Origin of the sequence: Sphingobium sp. RSMS, assembly GCF_005406185.4 — a bacterium.
GTDB lineage: Bacteria > Pseudomonadota > Alphaproteobacteria > Sphingomonadales > Sphingomonadaceae > Sphingobium > Sphingobium fuliginis.
The window spans coordinates 903,792-917,309 of the sequence record NZ_CM191257.1; the positions used below are offsets into that span (position 1 = coordinate 903,792).

Consider the following 13,518-nt stretch of genomic DNA (forward strand, 5'->3'; position numbering starts at 1 on the left):
ACCCTAAAGACGAATGCCCATGCGGGCGGCAATGGCGACGGTGAGGAGATAGAGCAGGATCGTGACCGCGCAACCCGCGATCAGCGCCGGCGCGAAGGAAACCCCACGGCGCAACAATATGGGGATCAGCAGGAACATGGGCAGGGAGGGGATGACATAATAGAATGTCGCCTCCGCATGGCGCGCCATGTTCTCCGCATCCGGCCTGTCGTTCCACAGCCAGATCATTCCCAGCACCGAAATCAGCGGCAATGACGCGATCAGCGCGCCCAGCCCCGGATACCGCCGCGACACCACCGACACGATGGCGATGATGATCCCGGAGATCAGCGCCCGCAACGCCAGCATCGCGCTCATTCAGGCGGACGGCATCTGCTGGCTGCAACAATGGAAGCTGCCGCCGCCAGACAGGATCGCGTCGCTGCGCAGCCCGACGATCTCCCGGCCGGGGAAGAAGGGCTTGAGCGCATCCAGAGCCGCCTGATCATTGGGCTGGCCATAGACGGGCACGATGACGGCGGCATTCCCGATGGCGAAATTCATGTAGCTCGCCGGAATGACCTCTCCATCCACGACCACGCGGCCGGGGGAGGGGATGGACGCGACCTCGACCCCGAACGCCCTGGCCCGCTCCCGCGCGTCGGCATAGACGGCCGCATTGGGATCATCGTCCGTGCTCGCCTCCGGCAGCGCCAGAACGCCCGGCGCCACGAAACGGGCCAGATTGTCGACATGCCCGTCCGTATGATCGTTGAGCAGGCCATTGCCCAGCCACAACATGTCGGAAAGCCCCAGCGATCCAGCCAGCAATGTTTCGATCTTCCCCCGGTCCAGTTCGGGGTTGCGATTGGGATTGAGCAGGCATTGCTCCGTCGTCACGAACAGGCCGGTGCCGTCGGTGTCGACCGCTCCCCCTTCGAACACCCAGTTCTGGGTCGATGTCGGCAGTCCGGTCGCCGCCGCCAGCCGCGCGCCGATGTCCTCGTCGCCCGGCATTCGATATTTGCCGCCCCAGCCGTTGAAGCCGAAATCCACCAGCGCCCTTTCCGTGCCCCGCATCACCGCGATCGGCGCCGTATCGCGCAGCCAGACATCGCCCAGCTTCTGCACGAGGATGGTGACTCCCGGCGCCACCAGCGCCCGGGCGACGTCCGCATCGCCCTCGCTGGCGCAGACCAGCCGCACCTCCTCGCCCTTGCCGCCGGCATGCAGCGCGCTCGCGAACTGCGCGATCTGCCGCCGCGCATCTTCGAACGCGCCGGGCCACTCCTCGGCAGCGGTCGGAAAGCCGATCCATGTCCATTCGTGCGGCGCCCATTCGGCGGGCATACGGAAAGTCATGGGCTTGGCTCCTGATCGAGGGGTGTCCTCAGCGCCCTCTACAGGATCGGGTTGCGCATTCCAGAGGCATTATGACGGTTGACCGATTTGGGTGGGTGGCGGAATGACCGGTTCTGCCTATAACGCAGAGATACAGTCATTAAAGAATGCGCAGCAGTGTTTCCCTGCTGTCTGGATCGAGCGTTCTCCGCTGCCGTTCCATCACTTCCCGCAGGCCCACACCGATCCGGTCTGCGCGCATAGTCTTGAACCCGTGCCTTCGAAACCACGGCCCGTTCCAAGCCGGCTGCCTAAACGTGGTGAGCGATACCGCGGGGGCTCGCAATGTGACTGCGTGCTTGATGACCGATGACAGAAGCGCCGATCCGATGCCGCGTCCGGATGCATCGGCCGCGATGGATATATTGTCCAGATAAAGAAGGCCGTCGAGGGGCCTCGATGCTGCAAAGCCGATGGGACTTGGGTCGTCTAGCCCTATCGCCACCGCCACATGACAGGCTTTGAACCTGTCCGTAGTAAGCGGAGGAGCATCAGCGATGTGAGACAATGCCGGGATGGAGCGATAACGCTCGCGTGCCTGTGCTGATATGAATTGCAAGCGATCCAAATCGCTATCCCGCGCAGCACGTAGCTCGAAACTCCGCATCTAGCCTCCTCATTGCAATCCGATCACGGTCGTGTCTGATCGAATGACAGCTTTCGAGCAAGCCGGTCTCAGGCGGCTACGGCGTAAAATGGTCGCCTCCCCCAAGACGATCAAACGGGACACCTCACGCAGTGCGTGTCCAATCGGCAACAAGTGCTTCCAAAAGCATCCTATTTCTTGATGAAGGCAATTCAGGTCTGTCCTATTCCGCGCCGCCCGGCCTATCTCCGCACCGCTCTTTGAAACGTCCTGCCAATCGCTTCGCGACGCCTACGCGCGCGCAGGCGCGCGCGCGCATATGGTGTGAACTTCGGCGCAGGATTTTGCCCGAAATGGCGGAAACCCGTCATTTCGTCGCCCGGCTCCTGTCGCGGATCGCCCGGAACTCGTCGCCCGGCATCCAATTCGGCCAGTCGGTCGTGTTCGCCAGGGCCCGCCCCACATCATAATAGAGCTTCAGGTCCGCCTTCACTCCACTCCAGTCCCATTTGGGATCATATTCATCCTTGGGGCCGTGATAGCGATGCTCTTCATAGTCCTTGGCCGCCTTTGCCCCCGCGGCGGGCCCGCCCTTCACCAGATCCTGCCCCCCTTCGAAATAGAGCATCGGCACGCCATGCTTGGCGAAGCTGAAATGGTCTGAGCGGTAGTAAAAGCCTTTCTCCGGGGTCGGCTCCAGGCTGGCGACCCGCTTCTGCGCCGCCAGCGCGCGGTCGAGATAGGCGTCAAGCTGCGACTTGCCCTTGCCGATCACCACGACATTCTTCGCAGGGCCCGCCATGCTGAGTGCGTCCATGTTGACGCCGCCCACGGTCCGGCTAAGCGGAAAGACGGGATGGTTGCCATAATAGGCCGATCCCAGCAGGCCCGACTCCTCCGCCGTCACCGCGAGAAAGACCTGGCTGCGATCCGTCGCCCCAGCCTTCACATTCGCCTCCGCCAGCGCGACCAGCGCCGCCGTTCCCGTGGCATTGTCGATCGCGCCGTTGCAGATGTCGTCGCCGTCTGGGGCCGCCTCGCAATGGCCCAGATGGTCCCAATGCGCGGCATAGAGCACATATTCGTCAGGCCGCGTCCTGCCGGGAAGGAGGGCGACGACATTCTTCGAACTATGCCTGCGAATGGCGTTGTCGAAGGAGACGCTGGCCTTCACGCCCTTCAGCGGGACCGCCTTGAACCCGCGCTTCTTCGCCGCCGCCGTCAGCGCGTCGAGATTGAGGCCCGCGCTCGCCACCAGCGCCGCGGCCTTGTCCTTCTGCATCCAGCCGATGGCCGCCGACTGGTCCGCATTGCCATTGGCGCTGTCCGCGACATGTTGCGCGCCGGTCCAGCTCGACTGCACGACATTCCAGCCATAGGCGGCCGGCACCGTGTCGTGCACGATGATCGCCGCCGCCGCGCCCTGCCGCGCCGCTTCCTCGAACTTGTAGGTCCAGCGGCCATAATAGGTCATTGCCCGCCCGTTGAACGGGCCGCGGAGCGTGGGCGTCTGGTAATCCGGATCGTTCACCAGGATGAGGACCGTCTTGCCCTTCACATCGACGCCGGCATAGTCGTTCCACTTTTTCTCCGGCGCGTGGATGCCATAGCCGACAAAGACGACCGGACTGTCCTTCACCTCGATATGCGGCTGGCCGGTGCGGTAGGTGGCGATCACCATCTCAGGACCGTAACTGGCCGAAACCGCCGTCTTGCCGCCGGTGAAGCGGAGCGGCGACACATTCTTCGCGTCGATCTCGACCAGCGGCACGTCCTGGAACCAGCTTCCCTTGTTGCCGGGCTTCAGCCCCAGCGCCTCGAAACGCTGCACCAGATAGGCAAGGGTCTTCTCCTCCCCCGCCGTCCCGGGCGCGCGTCCTTCATAGGCGTCCGAGGAAATCTCCTTCACGACCTCCTTCATCGTATCGATCGAAGGACCGCCGTCGGTCGAAGCGGCGATCGCCGCGCTCCCGCTGGCGAGGGCGATGAGAGAGGTCAGGAAAAGCACGCGCATGGCAAGGCCTTTGAAAAGACTGCGAATGCTCCGTTGATGCCAGTTGGCCGGGCATCAAACAAGCCGAGCGGACAAACAAAAAAGGCGGCCCCGAAGGACCGCCTTCCTGAATGTCTCGCCGGAAGCGAAACCGGATCAGCGCGAATAGAATTCGACGACCAGATTGGGTTCCATCTTCACCGGATAGGGCACTTCGTCCAGCGTCGGTACGCGGACATAGGTGACCTTGGCAGCGCCGTCCCCGACGACATAGTCGGGAATGTCGCGCTCGGGCAGGCCCTGAGCCTCCAGGACGAGCGCCATTTCCTGCGCCTTCTTGCCCAGCGTGATCTCATCGCCCGGCTTCACCAGACGCGACGCGATGTTGCACTTCACGCCGTTCACATAGATGTGGCCATGCGACACGAGCTGACGGGCCGACCAAATGGTCGGAGCGAACTTGGCGCGATAGACGACGGCGTCAAGGCGGCGCTCCAGCAGGCCGATCAGGTTCTGGCCGGTGTCGCCCTTCAGACGGGCGGCTTCGATATAGGCCTTCTTGAACTGCTTTTCGGTGACGTCGCCATAATAGCCCTTCAGCTTCTGCTTGGCGCGGAGCTGAATGCCATAGTCGGACATCTTGCCCTTGCGGCGCTGGCCATGCTGGCCGGGGCCATATTCACGCTTGTTGACCGGGCTCTTCGGGCGGCCCCAGATGTTCTCGCCCATGCGGCGGTCGAGTTTGTACTTGGCGCTTGAACGCTTCGACATGATATATTCCTAAGACAATTGCTTATAACGTTGTCCCCGGTATCGCCTGCGATCCATATTTCAGGGGCAGGGCCACCGCTTCACCGGGATGCGGAGCCAATCGCGAAGCGGCGCCTATGACGAAGGGCGGGGGGCATGTCAACCCTCGACAGGCCGGTGTTCCCGGCTTAGGTGAGCGGGCCATGAACCCCGAAAGCTACACGACCATGGCCGAAGTCCGCGCAGGCGTGGACGAACTCGACCGCCAGCTTGTCGCCCTTCTCGCCCAGCGTTTCGCCCATATGCGCGCCGCCGCCCGCATCAAGCCGGAGCGTGGCGCGGTCCGTGACGAAACGCGCAAGGCGGAAGTCATTGCAAATGCACGCGCCGAAGCGGAACGGCTGGGCCTGCCCGGGGAGGCGATCGCGAAGCTGTGGGACCAGTTGGTCGAAGCCTCGATCGCGTATGAGATGACTGAGTTCGATCGACGAAACGCTTGATGTGACCTGCGCCTGCCTTGGCAGGAACGGGTTGCGCGCAGCCTTCAGCGCGACCGTGGATTGCCCAATGCGGACAACACTCCGCGCAAAGTTCGCACCTCCAGATGGTTCCAGCCCGGCTTGGTCAGCAGGTTCCGCAAGGTCCGCTTGGTTGCGGGCGCACGGTCCAGCGGGAAGAAATAGCCTGCGCCTTCCAGCAGATTCTCGAACTGCGCGATCATTCCTTCCAGTTCCGACTGCGGCGCCGGTTCGCCCAGATCGACCACCGTCGGCTGCTCCAGGGAGGCCTGCTTCGACCATTCATAGGCGCACAGGATCACCGCCTGCGCCAGATTGAGCGATCCGAATTCCGGATTGATCGGCACCGTCAGGATTTTCCGCGCCAGCGCCACATCCTCTGTCTCCAGTCCCGACCGCTCAGGCCCGAACACATAGGCGGAGCGACCGGCAGCAGCGTGGACCTCCCGCGCCGCCTCTTCGGGCGTCACCACCGGCTTGGTCACGCCGCGCTTGCGCACGGTCGTCGCATAGACATGCGCGCAATCGGCCACGGCGTCGGCCAGCGATTCGAACACTTCCGCCTTGTCCAGCACCACATCGGCGCCCGCCGCAGACGGCCCGGCATCCGGATTGGGCCAGCCGTCGCGGGGCGACACCAGCCGCATCTCGGTCAGGCCGAAATTCAGCATGGCCCGCGCCGCCTTACCGATATTCTCGCCAAGTTGCGGGCGGACGAGCACGATGACGGGGGTGAGGGGCGTAATTTTTTCCATGTTACCGTTCGTCCTGGGTAGGGGCTGAGCTTGTCGAAGCCCCGTATCGAAGGACTTGCGTGCGAGCAGACTGATCATGTCCCAGTCGCCAGCGATCAGCGCTTCCTTTTTCTTCCGCGACCAGCCTTTGACCTGCTGCTCAGCGGACAGTGCTTCTTCGCGAGTTCCGAAATCCTGTTGCCAGACCAGAGACACTGGCCGTCGGTTTTGCGTATATCCTGCAATTTCGCCAGCTTGATGCTGAGCGATGCGGCTTTCCAGATTATCCGTGTGCCCCAGATAATAGCTGCCGTCCGAACAGCGCAGCATATAGGCGTGGAATGTCACGGCATGGTCCCTCGATACGCCATTTCGACAGGCTCAATGTCTACTCAGGACGAACGGAGGTTGAGGGAGGCATGAGAGCCCTCAATCACTCCCGACCTCCTTCACCGTGGAGGCGAAATCCTCGAAATCCCGAGCATCGGTGAAGTCCTTGTACACGCTGGCGAAGCGGATATAGGCAACGCTGTCGAGGCGTTTCAGCCCCTCCATCACCATTTCCCCAATCGCCCGCGCTGGAACTTCGCCGTCGCCTGACGTCTCCAACTGCCGCTGGATGCCGGAGATCAGCTTCTCCAACCGACTGGGATCGATCGGCCGCTTCCGGCAGGCGATGCCGATGGAGCGCGCCAGCTTGTCCCGGTCGAAGGCTTCCTTGCGCCCCTCGCTCTTCACCACCCAGATGTCGCGGAGCTGTATCCGTTCGAAGGTGGTGAAGCGCGCGCCGCAGGCTTCGCACTGACGCCGGCGGCGGATGGCGGCGCCATCCTCCGTCGGGCGGCTGTCCTTCACCTGGCTGTCGTCATGGGCGCAGAAGGGGCAACGCAAGGGCGCTTACCCTTCGTAGATCGGGAAACGGGCGCAGAGGGCGGAGACGCGGTCGCGCACATTGGCTTCCACGGCTGCGTCGCCATGCTCGCCATGATCGCGCAGCCCCTCCAGAACATCCGCGATCATGTCGCCAATGGCCTCGAACTCCGCAACGCCGAACCCGCGCGTCGTTCCTGCAGGGGAACCAACCCGAATACCGCTGGTCTTGGTCGGCGGCAGCGGATCGCCCGGCACGCCATTCTTGTTGCAGGTGATGAAGCTGCGTTCCAGCGCCTCGTCCGCATCCTTGCCCGAAATGCCGTAGGGGCGCAGGTCGATCAGGGCGAGATGCGTGTCGGTGCCGCCGGAAACCACCGCGAGGCCGCGCTGCTCCAGCTTCGAAGCCAGCGCCTTTGCATTGGTGACGATCGCCTGCGCATAGGTCCTGAATTCAGGACGCAGCGCCTCGCCGAAGGCAACCGCCTTCGCCGCGATCACATGCATCAGCGGCCCGCCCTGAAGGCCGGGGAACACTGCCGAATTGATCTTCTTCGCAATGGCCTCGTCATCGGTCAGGATCATGCCGCCCCGCGGACCGCGCAGGGTCTTGTGCGTGGTGGTGGTCACGACATGGGCATGGCCAAAGGGCGTCGGATGCGCTCCGCCAGCCACCAGCCCGGCAAAATGCGCCATGTCCACCATCAGCAGCGCGCCGACCTTGTCCGCGATCGCGCGGAAGCGGGCGAAGTCGAGGTGGCGGGGATAGGCCGAACCGCCCGCGATGATCAGCGTGGGCTTTGCTTCGATCGCCTGCGCCTCCAGCGCGTCATAATCGATGAGGTGCGTATCCTCGCGCACGCCATATTGCACGGCATTATACCATTTGCCCGACAGCGCGGGCTTCGCGCCATGGGTCAGGTGACCGCCGGCGTCGAGTGACAGGCCCATGATGGTGTCGCCCGGCTTGGTCAGCGCCAGCATCACCGCGCCGTTCGCCTGCGCGCCCGAATGGGGCTGCACATTGACGAAGCCGCAGTTGAAGATTTCCTTCGCGCGGTCGATGGCCAGCTGCTCGACCTCGTCCGACGGGGCGCAGCCCTGATAATAGCGCTTGCCGGGATAGCCTTCGGCATATTTGTTGGTGAAGACCGAACCCTGCGCCTCCAGCACCGCCTTGGATACGATATTTTCCGAAGCGATCAGCTCGATCTGGTTCTGCTCGCGCTTCAATTCCCTGGTGACGCCCGCGAACACCGCCGGATCGGCATCGGCCAGGCTGCGCGTGAAATAGCCTTCGGAGCGGATGTCCGACAGGCCGGGCTGGGTGAGGGTAGCGGTGCTCATAGGGCAGGCTCCTTAAAGCGCGGGATGGGAGAGCTTTTCAACGCGGCCGGCATGGCGGCCACCGCCGAAATCGGTGGAAAGGAAGGCGGAGACGCAGGCCTTGGCCATGTCGACGCCGGTCAGGCGCGCGCCCATGGCGAGGACATTGGCATCATTATGCTCGCGGCTGAGCGCGGCCGACAACGGCTCCGACACCAGAGCGCAGCGGCAGGCGGGGTTGCGGTTCACGGCGATGGAAATGCCGATGCCCGATCCGCAGAGCGCAATGCCGCGTTCGGCGGCGCCGGATGCCACCGCCTTCGCCAGCTTATAACCGAAATCGGGATAATCCACGCGGTCTGCAGTCGCTGGACCCAGATCGTCGACATCATGCCCTTCGCCGCGCAGCCAGTCGGCAAGTTCCGCCTTCAGATCGACGGCGGCATGGTCGGAAGCGATGGCGATTTTCACGATAAGGTTGTCCACTCACGCAAAAGGTGATTCGTTCCCGCGCCTCATAGGGGCAGCGCCGCGATATTGCCACAGTCCACCGGCCGACCTATGGCCTGCTTCATGGCTGGCACGATTTTATCCATATTGATGCTCGCAGGCATGGCGCTGACCGGCGGCGGCGCCTACGCCATCGTGAAGAAGGGCGACCGCAAACGGGGCACGCTGATGATCCTCGCAGGACTGGTGATGTTCGGCAATGTCGCCATCTCCGCGATTCCCGGGCCGGACCTGCCGGTGCTGGAAAACGCCCGCTAGGCGCGAAAGGCCACCGCCGTCAGCAGGTCGGTCTGGGTAACTAGTCCGCATAGCCGCCGATCGTCATCGACCACGATCGCCTCCCGCCGGGCACCGCTGGTCAATGGCCGCAGCAAAGCCGCCACCGGCGTGTCCGCATGCACGATATAGGGCTCGGACGCGATGTCCTGCACCCGCCCGCCTTCTCTCGCCAGATCCAGCGGGCCCACCACGCCCTGAACCCGGCCGGCATCGTCCAGCACGGGAAGCGATAGCAGCCGCCGCTCGTGCAGCAATTGCCGCGCCGCGGCCACCGGCTGGCCCGCCCGCACGGTGACGACATCGCGCGACATGATCTCGCCGCACGTCAGCCTGCCATGCGCCCGCTCGGCCGCCCGCATTTCCGCATCGTGCAGCACCGCCTGCAAGTCGGCCGCATTCACGTCCAGCCTGTCGCCATAGGCGTTCAGCGCTTCCTCCACGTCCTGTTCGGACGGCGTGCGCAGGATCGGCGCGGGGTCGCTGGTGCCATGGGTGGTCGCCGCCTTGGCCGCGACATGGGGATAGCTGTGCCCGGCCAGCCGGTGAAAGAGGATTGCGACGGTCACGAGCAGCGCCGTGTTCACGCCGACAGGCACGATCGCGAACATATAGCTCGGCGCGCCATGCGTCGCGCCCAGTACGGCGGAGAGGGCGACGGCGCCTCCGGGCGGGTGGAGGCAGCGCAGCACCGACATGGCGCCGATCGCGCAGCCTACCGCCAGCGCGGCAGCGATGGTGGGATCGGGGATCAGCCGGACCACCATGACTCCGACCAGTGCCGATATGATATTGCCGCCCAATACCGGCCAGGGCTGGGCCAGTGGACTGGCGGGCACGGCAAAAAGCAGCACCGCCGATGCGCCCATGGGGGCGACCAGCAGTGGATGGGCGATCCCGTTTCCCAGCATCAGTCCGCAGAGCAGCCCCGTAACGGCGATGCCGCCAATGGCGCCGCTCGCCGCCTTCAGCCGGTCCAGGAAGCCGGGACCGGCGGGAGCGGGGACGAAGGCGCTGTAATAGCGGCTCCAGATCAGGCGGACGTCGTTCTTCGGATCGGTCATGGGGCGCTGCCGCTAAAGCCCGCATGCCGACGGGCCAAGCGCAAAATTCCTCAGCCGCCTCAACCGCAGCTTCCATTCCCTTGCGGGAGGACCATGTACGATGGGCCAAAAAGAAAAGGGGCCGCCGCAGCAGCCCCTCCACCTCGAACAGCGGCAATCGCCTTATCGGATCGGAGAATCCGGCGACAGGCGCATGTCGAGATAATTGTCGACCGACTTCATGAGCTGGTCCAGTTCATGCTCGAAAAAATGGTTCGCGCCACGGATTTCGTCATGGTGGATGGTGATGCCCTTCTGCGTGCGCAGCTTGTCCACCAGCTTCTGCACGGCGCTTGCCGTCACGACCTCGTCCGCCGTCCCCTGCACGATGATGCCGGAGGAGGGGCAGGGCGCCAGGAAAGAGAAGTCATACATGTTAGCCGGCGGCGCCACCGAGATGAAGCCCCGGATTTCCGGACGGCGCATCAAAAGCTGCATGCCGATCCACGCACCGAAGGAGAAACCGGCGATCCAGGTCGTCTGCGCCTCCGGATGGAAGCTCTGCACCCAGTCGAGCGCGGCGGCGGCATCCGACAGTTCGCCAATGCCGTTGTCGAACGTGCCCTGGCTGCGCCCGACGCCCCGGAAGTTGAAGCGCAAGGTGGCGAAGCCGCGCCGCACGAAGGTCTTGTAGAGCGCCTGGGTGATCCGGTCGTTCATCGTGCCGCCGCCCTGCGGGTGCGGATGCAGGATCATCGCGACGGGCGCGCGGGGGCGGGGCGGCGGGCTGAAGCGGCCTTCGAGGCGACCTTCGGGTCCGGGGAAAATAACGTCGGGCATGGCACCTGTTATGGTTCTGGGCGGCCCAACCCGAAACCGGGCGAGCCGCGAATGGAGAGGGCGCAGCAGCCAGTGCTGGCGCTGCGCGACAGACCGCCTATATAGAAGTCGCCACCATTTCCGCAATCAATGAGTCTTCCCAAATCCGTGGCTTCCGACCGTCTCTATCTGGATCACGCCGCCACCACGCCGATCCTGCCCCAGGCAAGGGCAGCGATGGTCGAGGCGATGGAGAACTGGTCCAACCCGTCCAGCCCCCATGGCGACGGCCGCGCCGCCCGCGCCCTGCTGGAGGATGCCCGGCGGCGCATCGGCGCGGCGCTGGGATGGGGCGGGCAGATCATCTTCACCTCCGGCGCGAGCGAAGCCATCGCCATCGCGCTGGGCCGCGCCAGCTTTGACCGCATCCTGACCTCTCCCGTCGAACATGATTCGGTCCTGCGCGTCACGCCCCAGGCCGAGCGGCTTCAGGTGGACGCAAATGGCCTTCTCCTTGGTACTTCCCCTCTTTGCGAGGAGGAGGGGCATGAGACCATCCTTGCCATCCAGCATGTCAACAACGAAACCGGGGTCATCCAGCCTCTCGACGCGATAGACCGCAAGGGTGCCGTCCTTTTCGCGGACTGCGCCCAGAGTGCAGGCAAACTCCCCCTCCCGGATGCCGACATGATCGCAATCAGCGCGCATAAATTCGGCGGTCCTCCGGGCACGGGCGCGCTTCTGATCAAGGATCTTGCGCTGATCCGCCCGAGCGGCGGCCAGGAGCAGGGCTATCGCCCCGGCACCGAAAACCTGCCCGCCATCCTCGCCATGGCGGCGGCGCTCGACGCGCGCACGGACTGGCTTTCCAAAGCCGCGATCCTTCGCGCGCGGCTCGACGCCGCCATCGAAGCGGCCGGCGGAGAGATCGTCGCCCGCAATGCCCCGCGCATCCCTACCATCGCCAGCTACCGCATGCCCGGCCTTTCCGCCCGCGCCCAGCTTATCCAGTTCGACCTCGCCGGCATTTCCGTTTCCGCCGGCAGCGCCTGTTCTTCAGGTTCGCTCAAGACCAGCCATGTCCTCCATGCCATGGGCTGGGACGATGCGCGGGCGGGCGAAGTCGTCCGGGTCAGCTTCGGCCCGGATACGAGCGAGAAGGATCTGGATCGCTTCGCCGCGGCCTGGACCCGGATGGCGGGGCGGGCCCGGTGACGATCTATCTCGATTATCAGGCGACGACGCCTCTTGCGCCCGAAGCCTTCGATGCGATGGTCCCCCTGCTCCGCGACCAGTTCGCCAATCCGCACAGCGCCCACCGGCTGGGCCGCGCCGCCACCGCGCAGGTCGATCTTGCCCGCTCGGAAATCCTGAAGCTGCTGCCCGATGGCGGCCGCCTGATCTTCACCTCCGGCGCGACCGAGGCGCTCAACATGGCGATCCAGGGCGCTCCGCCGGGCGGCATCGTCACCATCGCCACCGAACATGCCGCCGTCCTCGACACGGTCGACGCGCTGCGCCGGGCGGGCCGGGACGTCACGATCCTGCCGGTCGGTCCCGACGGGATCGTCGACCTTGAAGAAGCCGCCAGGGCGATCCGTCCCGGCACGGCGCTCGTCGCGGCCATGCTGGTCAATAACGAGATCGGCGTCATCCAGCCTGTTGCGGAGCTGGCCGACCTTGCGCACAGGGCAGGCGCGCTGTTCCTCTGCGACGCCGTGCAGGGCTATGGCCGCGTGCCCATCGCGCCCCGCTGCGACATGATCGCGATCAGCGCCCACAAGATCCATGGGCCGAAAGGCATCGGGGCGCTCTGGCTGCGCGAAGACGTGACTCTCACGCCGATCATCCACGGCGGCGGCCAGGAGGGCGGCCTGCGTTCGGGCACCCTTTCGCCGGCCCTGTGCGCGGGTTTCGGGGCCGCCGCCCGGCTGATGCGCGAACGGGCGGAAAGCGACCGCCTGCATGTGGAAGCGCTCTGGAGCGCCGCCCGTGGCCTCTTCTCCCAATGGACGGTCAACGGCAGCGAGGATTTGCGCTATCATGGCAATCTGAACCTCCGAAGGGCAGGAGTCGACGGGGCGCGGTTGTTGTCGGAATGCCGCGATGTCGCTTTTTCGCTCGGCAGCGCTTGCGCAAGTGGGTCCGGGCGGCCTAGCCATGTGCTGCGCGCACTCGGCCTTTCAGACGCGGAGGCGCGCGGATCGGTGCGGATCGGCTTCGGCCGGTACACGACACTGGCCGAATTGGGGGATGCGGCGGAGGCAATGAACAGGGCAGCCCAAATATGGGCGCCATGAAGCGTCGTGCGAAAGAGCGGAAAACCGTTTTTCGCATCATGCGGCAACAGAGAGCGGGGAACGCATATCATGACCAGGGTCGTCTTCATCAGCGCCGATGGAGAGCATAAGCAGGAGGTCGAAGCGCCGACAGGCGCCGTGTTGCTGGAGGTCGCGCAGGCAGCGGGCCAGCCGCTCGAGGGAACCTGCGAGGGGCAGATGGCCTGCTCCACCTGCCATGTCATCGTCGATGCCGCCGACTTCCCGAAGCTGAAGCGGGCGAGCGAGGATGAGGAGGACATGCTGGACCTTGCCGCCGCCGCGACCCGAACCAGCCGCCTGTCCTGCCAGATCGTGCTGGACGAAAAGCTGGACAGCCTGACGGTCCGCATTCCGGGCGAATCCTATAATATGCAGGGGATGTAGGCTTGTCG

Annotated in this window: 16 protein-coding genes; 5 read left to right on the top strand and 11 right to left on the bottom strand. The window is 64.7% G+C overall.

What is annotated here, in order from left to right; all coding sequences use genetic code 11:
* Positions 1 to 3 precede the first annotated feature (3 nt).
* The 5 genes from EGM87_RS04155 to rpsD all read right to left on the bottom strand — a co-directional run bounded on the left by EGM87_RS04155 (position 4) and on the right by rpsD (position 4,730).
* Entirely contained in the window at positions 4 to 348 is a 345-nt protein-coding gene (locus EGM87_RS04155; protein ID WP_025552289.1) for a DUF3147 family protein, read from the bottom strand.
* A gap of 9 nt (positions 349 to 357) precedes the next feature.
* A complete protein-coding gene (locus tag EGM87_RS04160; protein WP_137709775.1) occupies positions 358 to 1,341 on the bottom strand; it encodes an agmatine deiminase family protein in 984 nt (327 codons plus the stop codon).
* A gap of 139 nt (positions 1,342 to 1,480) precedes the next feature.
* On the bottom strand, positions 1,481 to 1,987 hold the full coding sequence (locus EGM87_RS04165; RefSeq protein ID WP_103001349.1) for a GNAT family N-acetyltransferase: 507 nt from the start codon (positions 1,985 to 1,987) through the stop codon (positions 1,481 to 1,483).
* Between the two features lie 346 nt (positions 1,988 to 2,333).
* Complete coding sequence (locus tag EGM87_RS04170; protein ID WP_137709774.1) at positions 2,334 to 3,980, bottom strand: M28 family metallopeptidase; 1,647 nt, start codon at positions 3,978 to 3,980, stop codon at positions 2,334 to 2,336.
* 135 nt (positions 3,981 to 4,115) lie between these two features.
* On the bottom strand, positions 4,116 to 4,730 hold the full coding sequence (gene rpsD / locus EGM87_RS04175; protein WP_137709773.1) for a 30S ribosomal protein S4: 615 nt from the start codon (positions 4,728 to 4,730) through the stop codon (positions 4,116 to 4,118).
* Between the two features lie 182 nt (positions 4,731 to 4,912).
* On the opposite strand from rpsD, the gene EGM87_RS04180 reads away from it, so the two are divergent.
* Positions 4,913 to 5,209, top strand: a complete 297-nt coding sequence (locus tag EGM87_RS04180) for a chorismate mutase (protein WP_025549840.1) — start codon at positions 4,913 to 4,915, stop codon at positions 5,207 to 5,209.
* A gap of 44 nt (positions 5,210 to 5,253) precedes the next feature.
* Here the strand turns inward: EGM87_RS04180 and EGM87_RS04185 are convergent, their stop codons facing one another.
* The 4 genes from EGM87_RS04185 to rpiB all read right to left on the bottom strand — a co-directional run bounded on the left by EGM87_RS04185 (position 5,254) and on the right by rpiB (position 8,628).
* On the bottom strand, positions 5,254 to 6,309 hold the full coding sequence (locus EGM87_RS04185) for a TrmH family RNA methyltransferase (protein ID WP_137709772.1): 1,056 nt from the start codon (positions 6,307 to 6,309) through the stop codon (positions 5,254 to 5,256).
* Between the two features lie 81 nt (positions 6,310 to 6,390).
* Positions 6,391 to 6,852 (bottom strand): transcriptional regulator NrdR, encoded by a 462-nt coding sequence (gene nrdR, locus EGM87_RS04190; protein WP_013040447.1) that lies wholly within the window; start codon positions 6,850 to 6,852, stop codon positions 6,391 to 6,393.
* Positions 6,853 to 6,858: 6 nt separating this feature from the next.
* A complete protein-coding gene (glyA, locus tag EGM87_RS04195) occupies positions 6,859 to 8,178 on the bottom strand; it encodes a serine hydroxymethyltransferase (RefSeq protein ID WP_137709771.1) in 1,320 nt (439 codons plus the stop codon).
* Between the two features lie 12 nt (positions 8,179 to 8,190).
* A complete protein-coding gene (gene rpiB / locus EGM87_RS04200; protein WP_137709770.1) occupies positions 8,191 to 8,628 on the bottom strand; it encodes a ribose 5-phosphate isomerase B in 438 nt (145 codons plus the stop codon).
* A gap of 102 nt (positions 8,629 to 8,730) precedes the next feature.
* On the opposite strand from rpiB, the gene EGM87_RS04205 reads away from it, so the two are divergent.
* Positions 8,731 to 8,925 carry a hypothetical protein gene (locus EGM87_RS04205; protein ID WP_025549837.1) on the top strand — a complete coding sequence of 65 codons (195 nt, stop codon included), beginning with the start codon at positions 8,731 to 8,733 and terminating at the stop codon, positions 8,923 to 8,925.
* On the opposite strand, the gene EGM87_RS04210 is transcribed toward EGM87_RS04205, so the two are convergent.
* Together EGM87_RS04210 and EGM87_RS04215 are read right to left on the bottom strand one after the other, a co-directional pair.
* Positions 8,922 to 10,007: an HPP family protein gene (locus EGM87_RS04210; protein WP_137709769.1), complete on the bottom strand. Its 1,086-nt coding sequence runs from the start codon at positions 10,005 to 10,007 to the stop codon at positions 8,922 to 8,924. The two genes, EGM87_RS04205 and EGM87_RS04210, sit on opposite strands and share 4 nt — an antisense overlap.
* A 162-nt stretch (positions 10,008 to 10,169) precedes the next feature.
* Positions 10,170 to 10,826: an alpha/beta hydrolase gene (locus EGM87_RS04215; RefSeq protein ID WP_013040443.1), complete on the bottom strand. Its 657-nt coding sequence runs from the start codon at positions 10,824 to 10,826 to the stop codon at positions 10,170 to 10,172.
* A gap of 147 nt (positions 10,827 to 10,973) precedes the next feature.
* Between EGM87_RS04215 and EGM87_RS04220 the strand changes: the two genes are divergently transcribed.
* From EGM87_RS04220 to EGM87_RS04230, 3 genes are all read left to right on the top strand, one after another.
* Positions 10,974 to 12,020, top strand: a complete 1,047-nt coding sequence (locus EGM87_RS04220; RefSeq protein ID WP_061940060.1) for a cysteine desulfurase family protein — start codon at positions 10,974 to 10,976, stop codon at positions 12,018 to 12,020.
* On the top strand, positions 12,017 to 13,105 hold the full coding sequence (locus EGM87_RS04225; protein WP_253719140.1) for a cysteine desulfurase family protein: 1,089 nt from the start codon (positions 12,017 to 12,019) through the stop codon (positions 13,103 to 13,105). Before EGM87_RS04220 ends, EGM87_RS04225 begins: the two co-directional genes overlap by 4 nt.
* A gap of 69 nt (positions 13,106 to 13,174) precedes the next feature.
* Positions 13,175 to 13,510: a 2Fe-2S iron-sulfur cluster-binding protein gene (locus EGM87_RS04230; RefSeq protein ID WP_025549833.1), complete on the top strand. Its 336-nt coding sequence runs from the start codon at positions 13,175 to 13,177 to the stop codon at positions 13,508 to 13,510.
* Positions 13,511 to 13,518: the final 8 nt, after the last annotated feature.

Bases quoted from the DNA above. Each gene is read 5' to 3' on its own strand.
- EGM87_RS04155 (WP_025552289.1), bottom strand. From the start codon at position 348: ATGCTGGCGTTGCGGGCGCTGATCTCCGGGATCATCATCGCCATCGTG.
- EGM87_RS04160 (WP_137709775.1), bottom strand. From the start codon at position 1,341: ATGACTTTCCGTATGCCCGCCGAATGGGCGCCGCACGAATGGACATGG.
- EGM87_RS04165 (WP_103001349.1), bottom strand. From the start codon at position 1,987: ATGCGGAGTTTCGAGCTACGTGCTGCGCGGGATAGCGATTTGGATCGC.
- EGM87_RS04170 (WP_137709774.1), bottom strand. From the start codon at position 3,980: ATGCGCGTGCTTTTCCTGACCTCTCTCATCGCCCTCGCCAGCGGGAGC.
- rpsD (WP_137709773.1), bottom strand. From the start codon at position 4,730: ATGTCGAAGCGTTCAAGCGCCAAGTACAAACTCGACCGCCGCATGGGC.
- EGM87_RS04180 (WP_025549840.1), top strand. From the start codon at position 4,913: ATGAACCCCGAAAGCTACACGACCATGGCCGAAGTCCGCGCAGGCGTG.
- glyA (WP_137709771.1), bottom strand. From the start codon at position 8,178: ATGAGCACCGCTACCCTCACCCAGCCCGGCCTGTCGGACATCCGCTCC.
- EGM87_RS04205 (WP_025549837.1), top strand. From the start codon at position 8,731: ATGGCTGGCACGATTTTATCCATATTGATGCTCGCAGGCATGGCGCTG.
- EGM87_RS04210 (WP_137709769.1), bottom strand. From the start codon at position 10,007: ATGACCGATCCGAAGAACGACGTCCGCCTGATCTGGAGCCGCTATTAC.
- EGM87_RS04215 (WP_013040443.1), bottom strand. From the start codon at position 10,826: ATGCCCGACGTTATTTTCCCCGGACCCGAAGGTCGCCTCGAAGGCCGC.
- EGM87_RS04230 (WP_025549833.1), top strand. From the start codon at position 13,175: ATGACCAGGGTCGTCTTCATCAGCGCCGATGGAGAGCATAAGCAGGAG.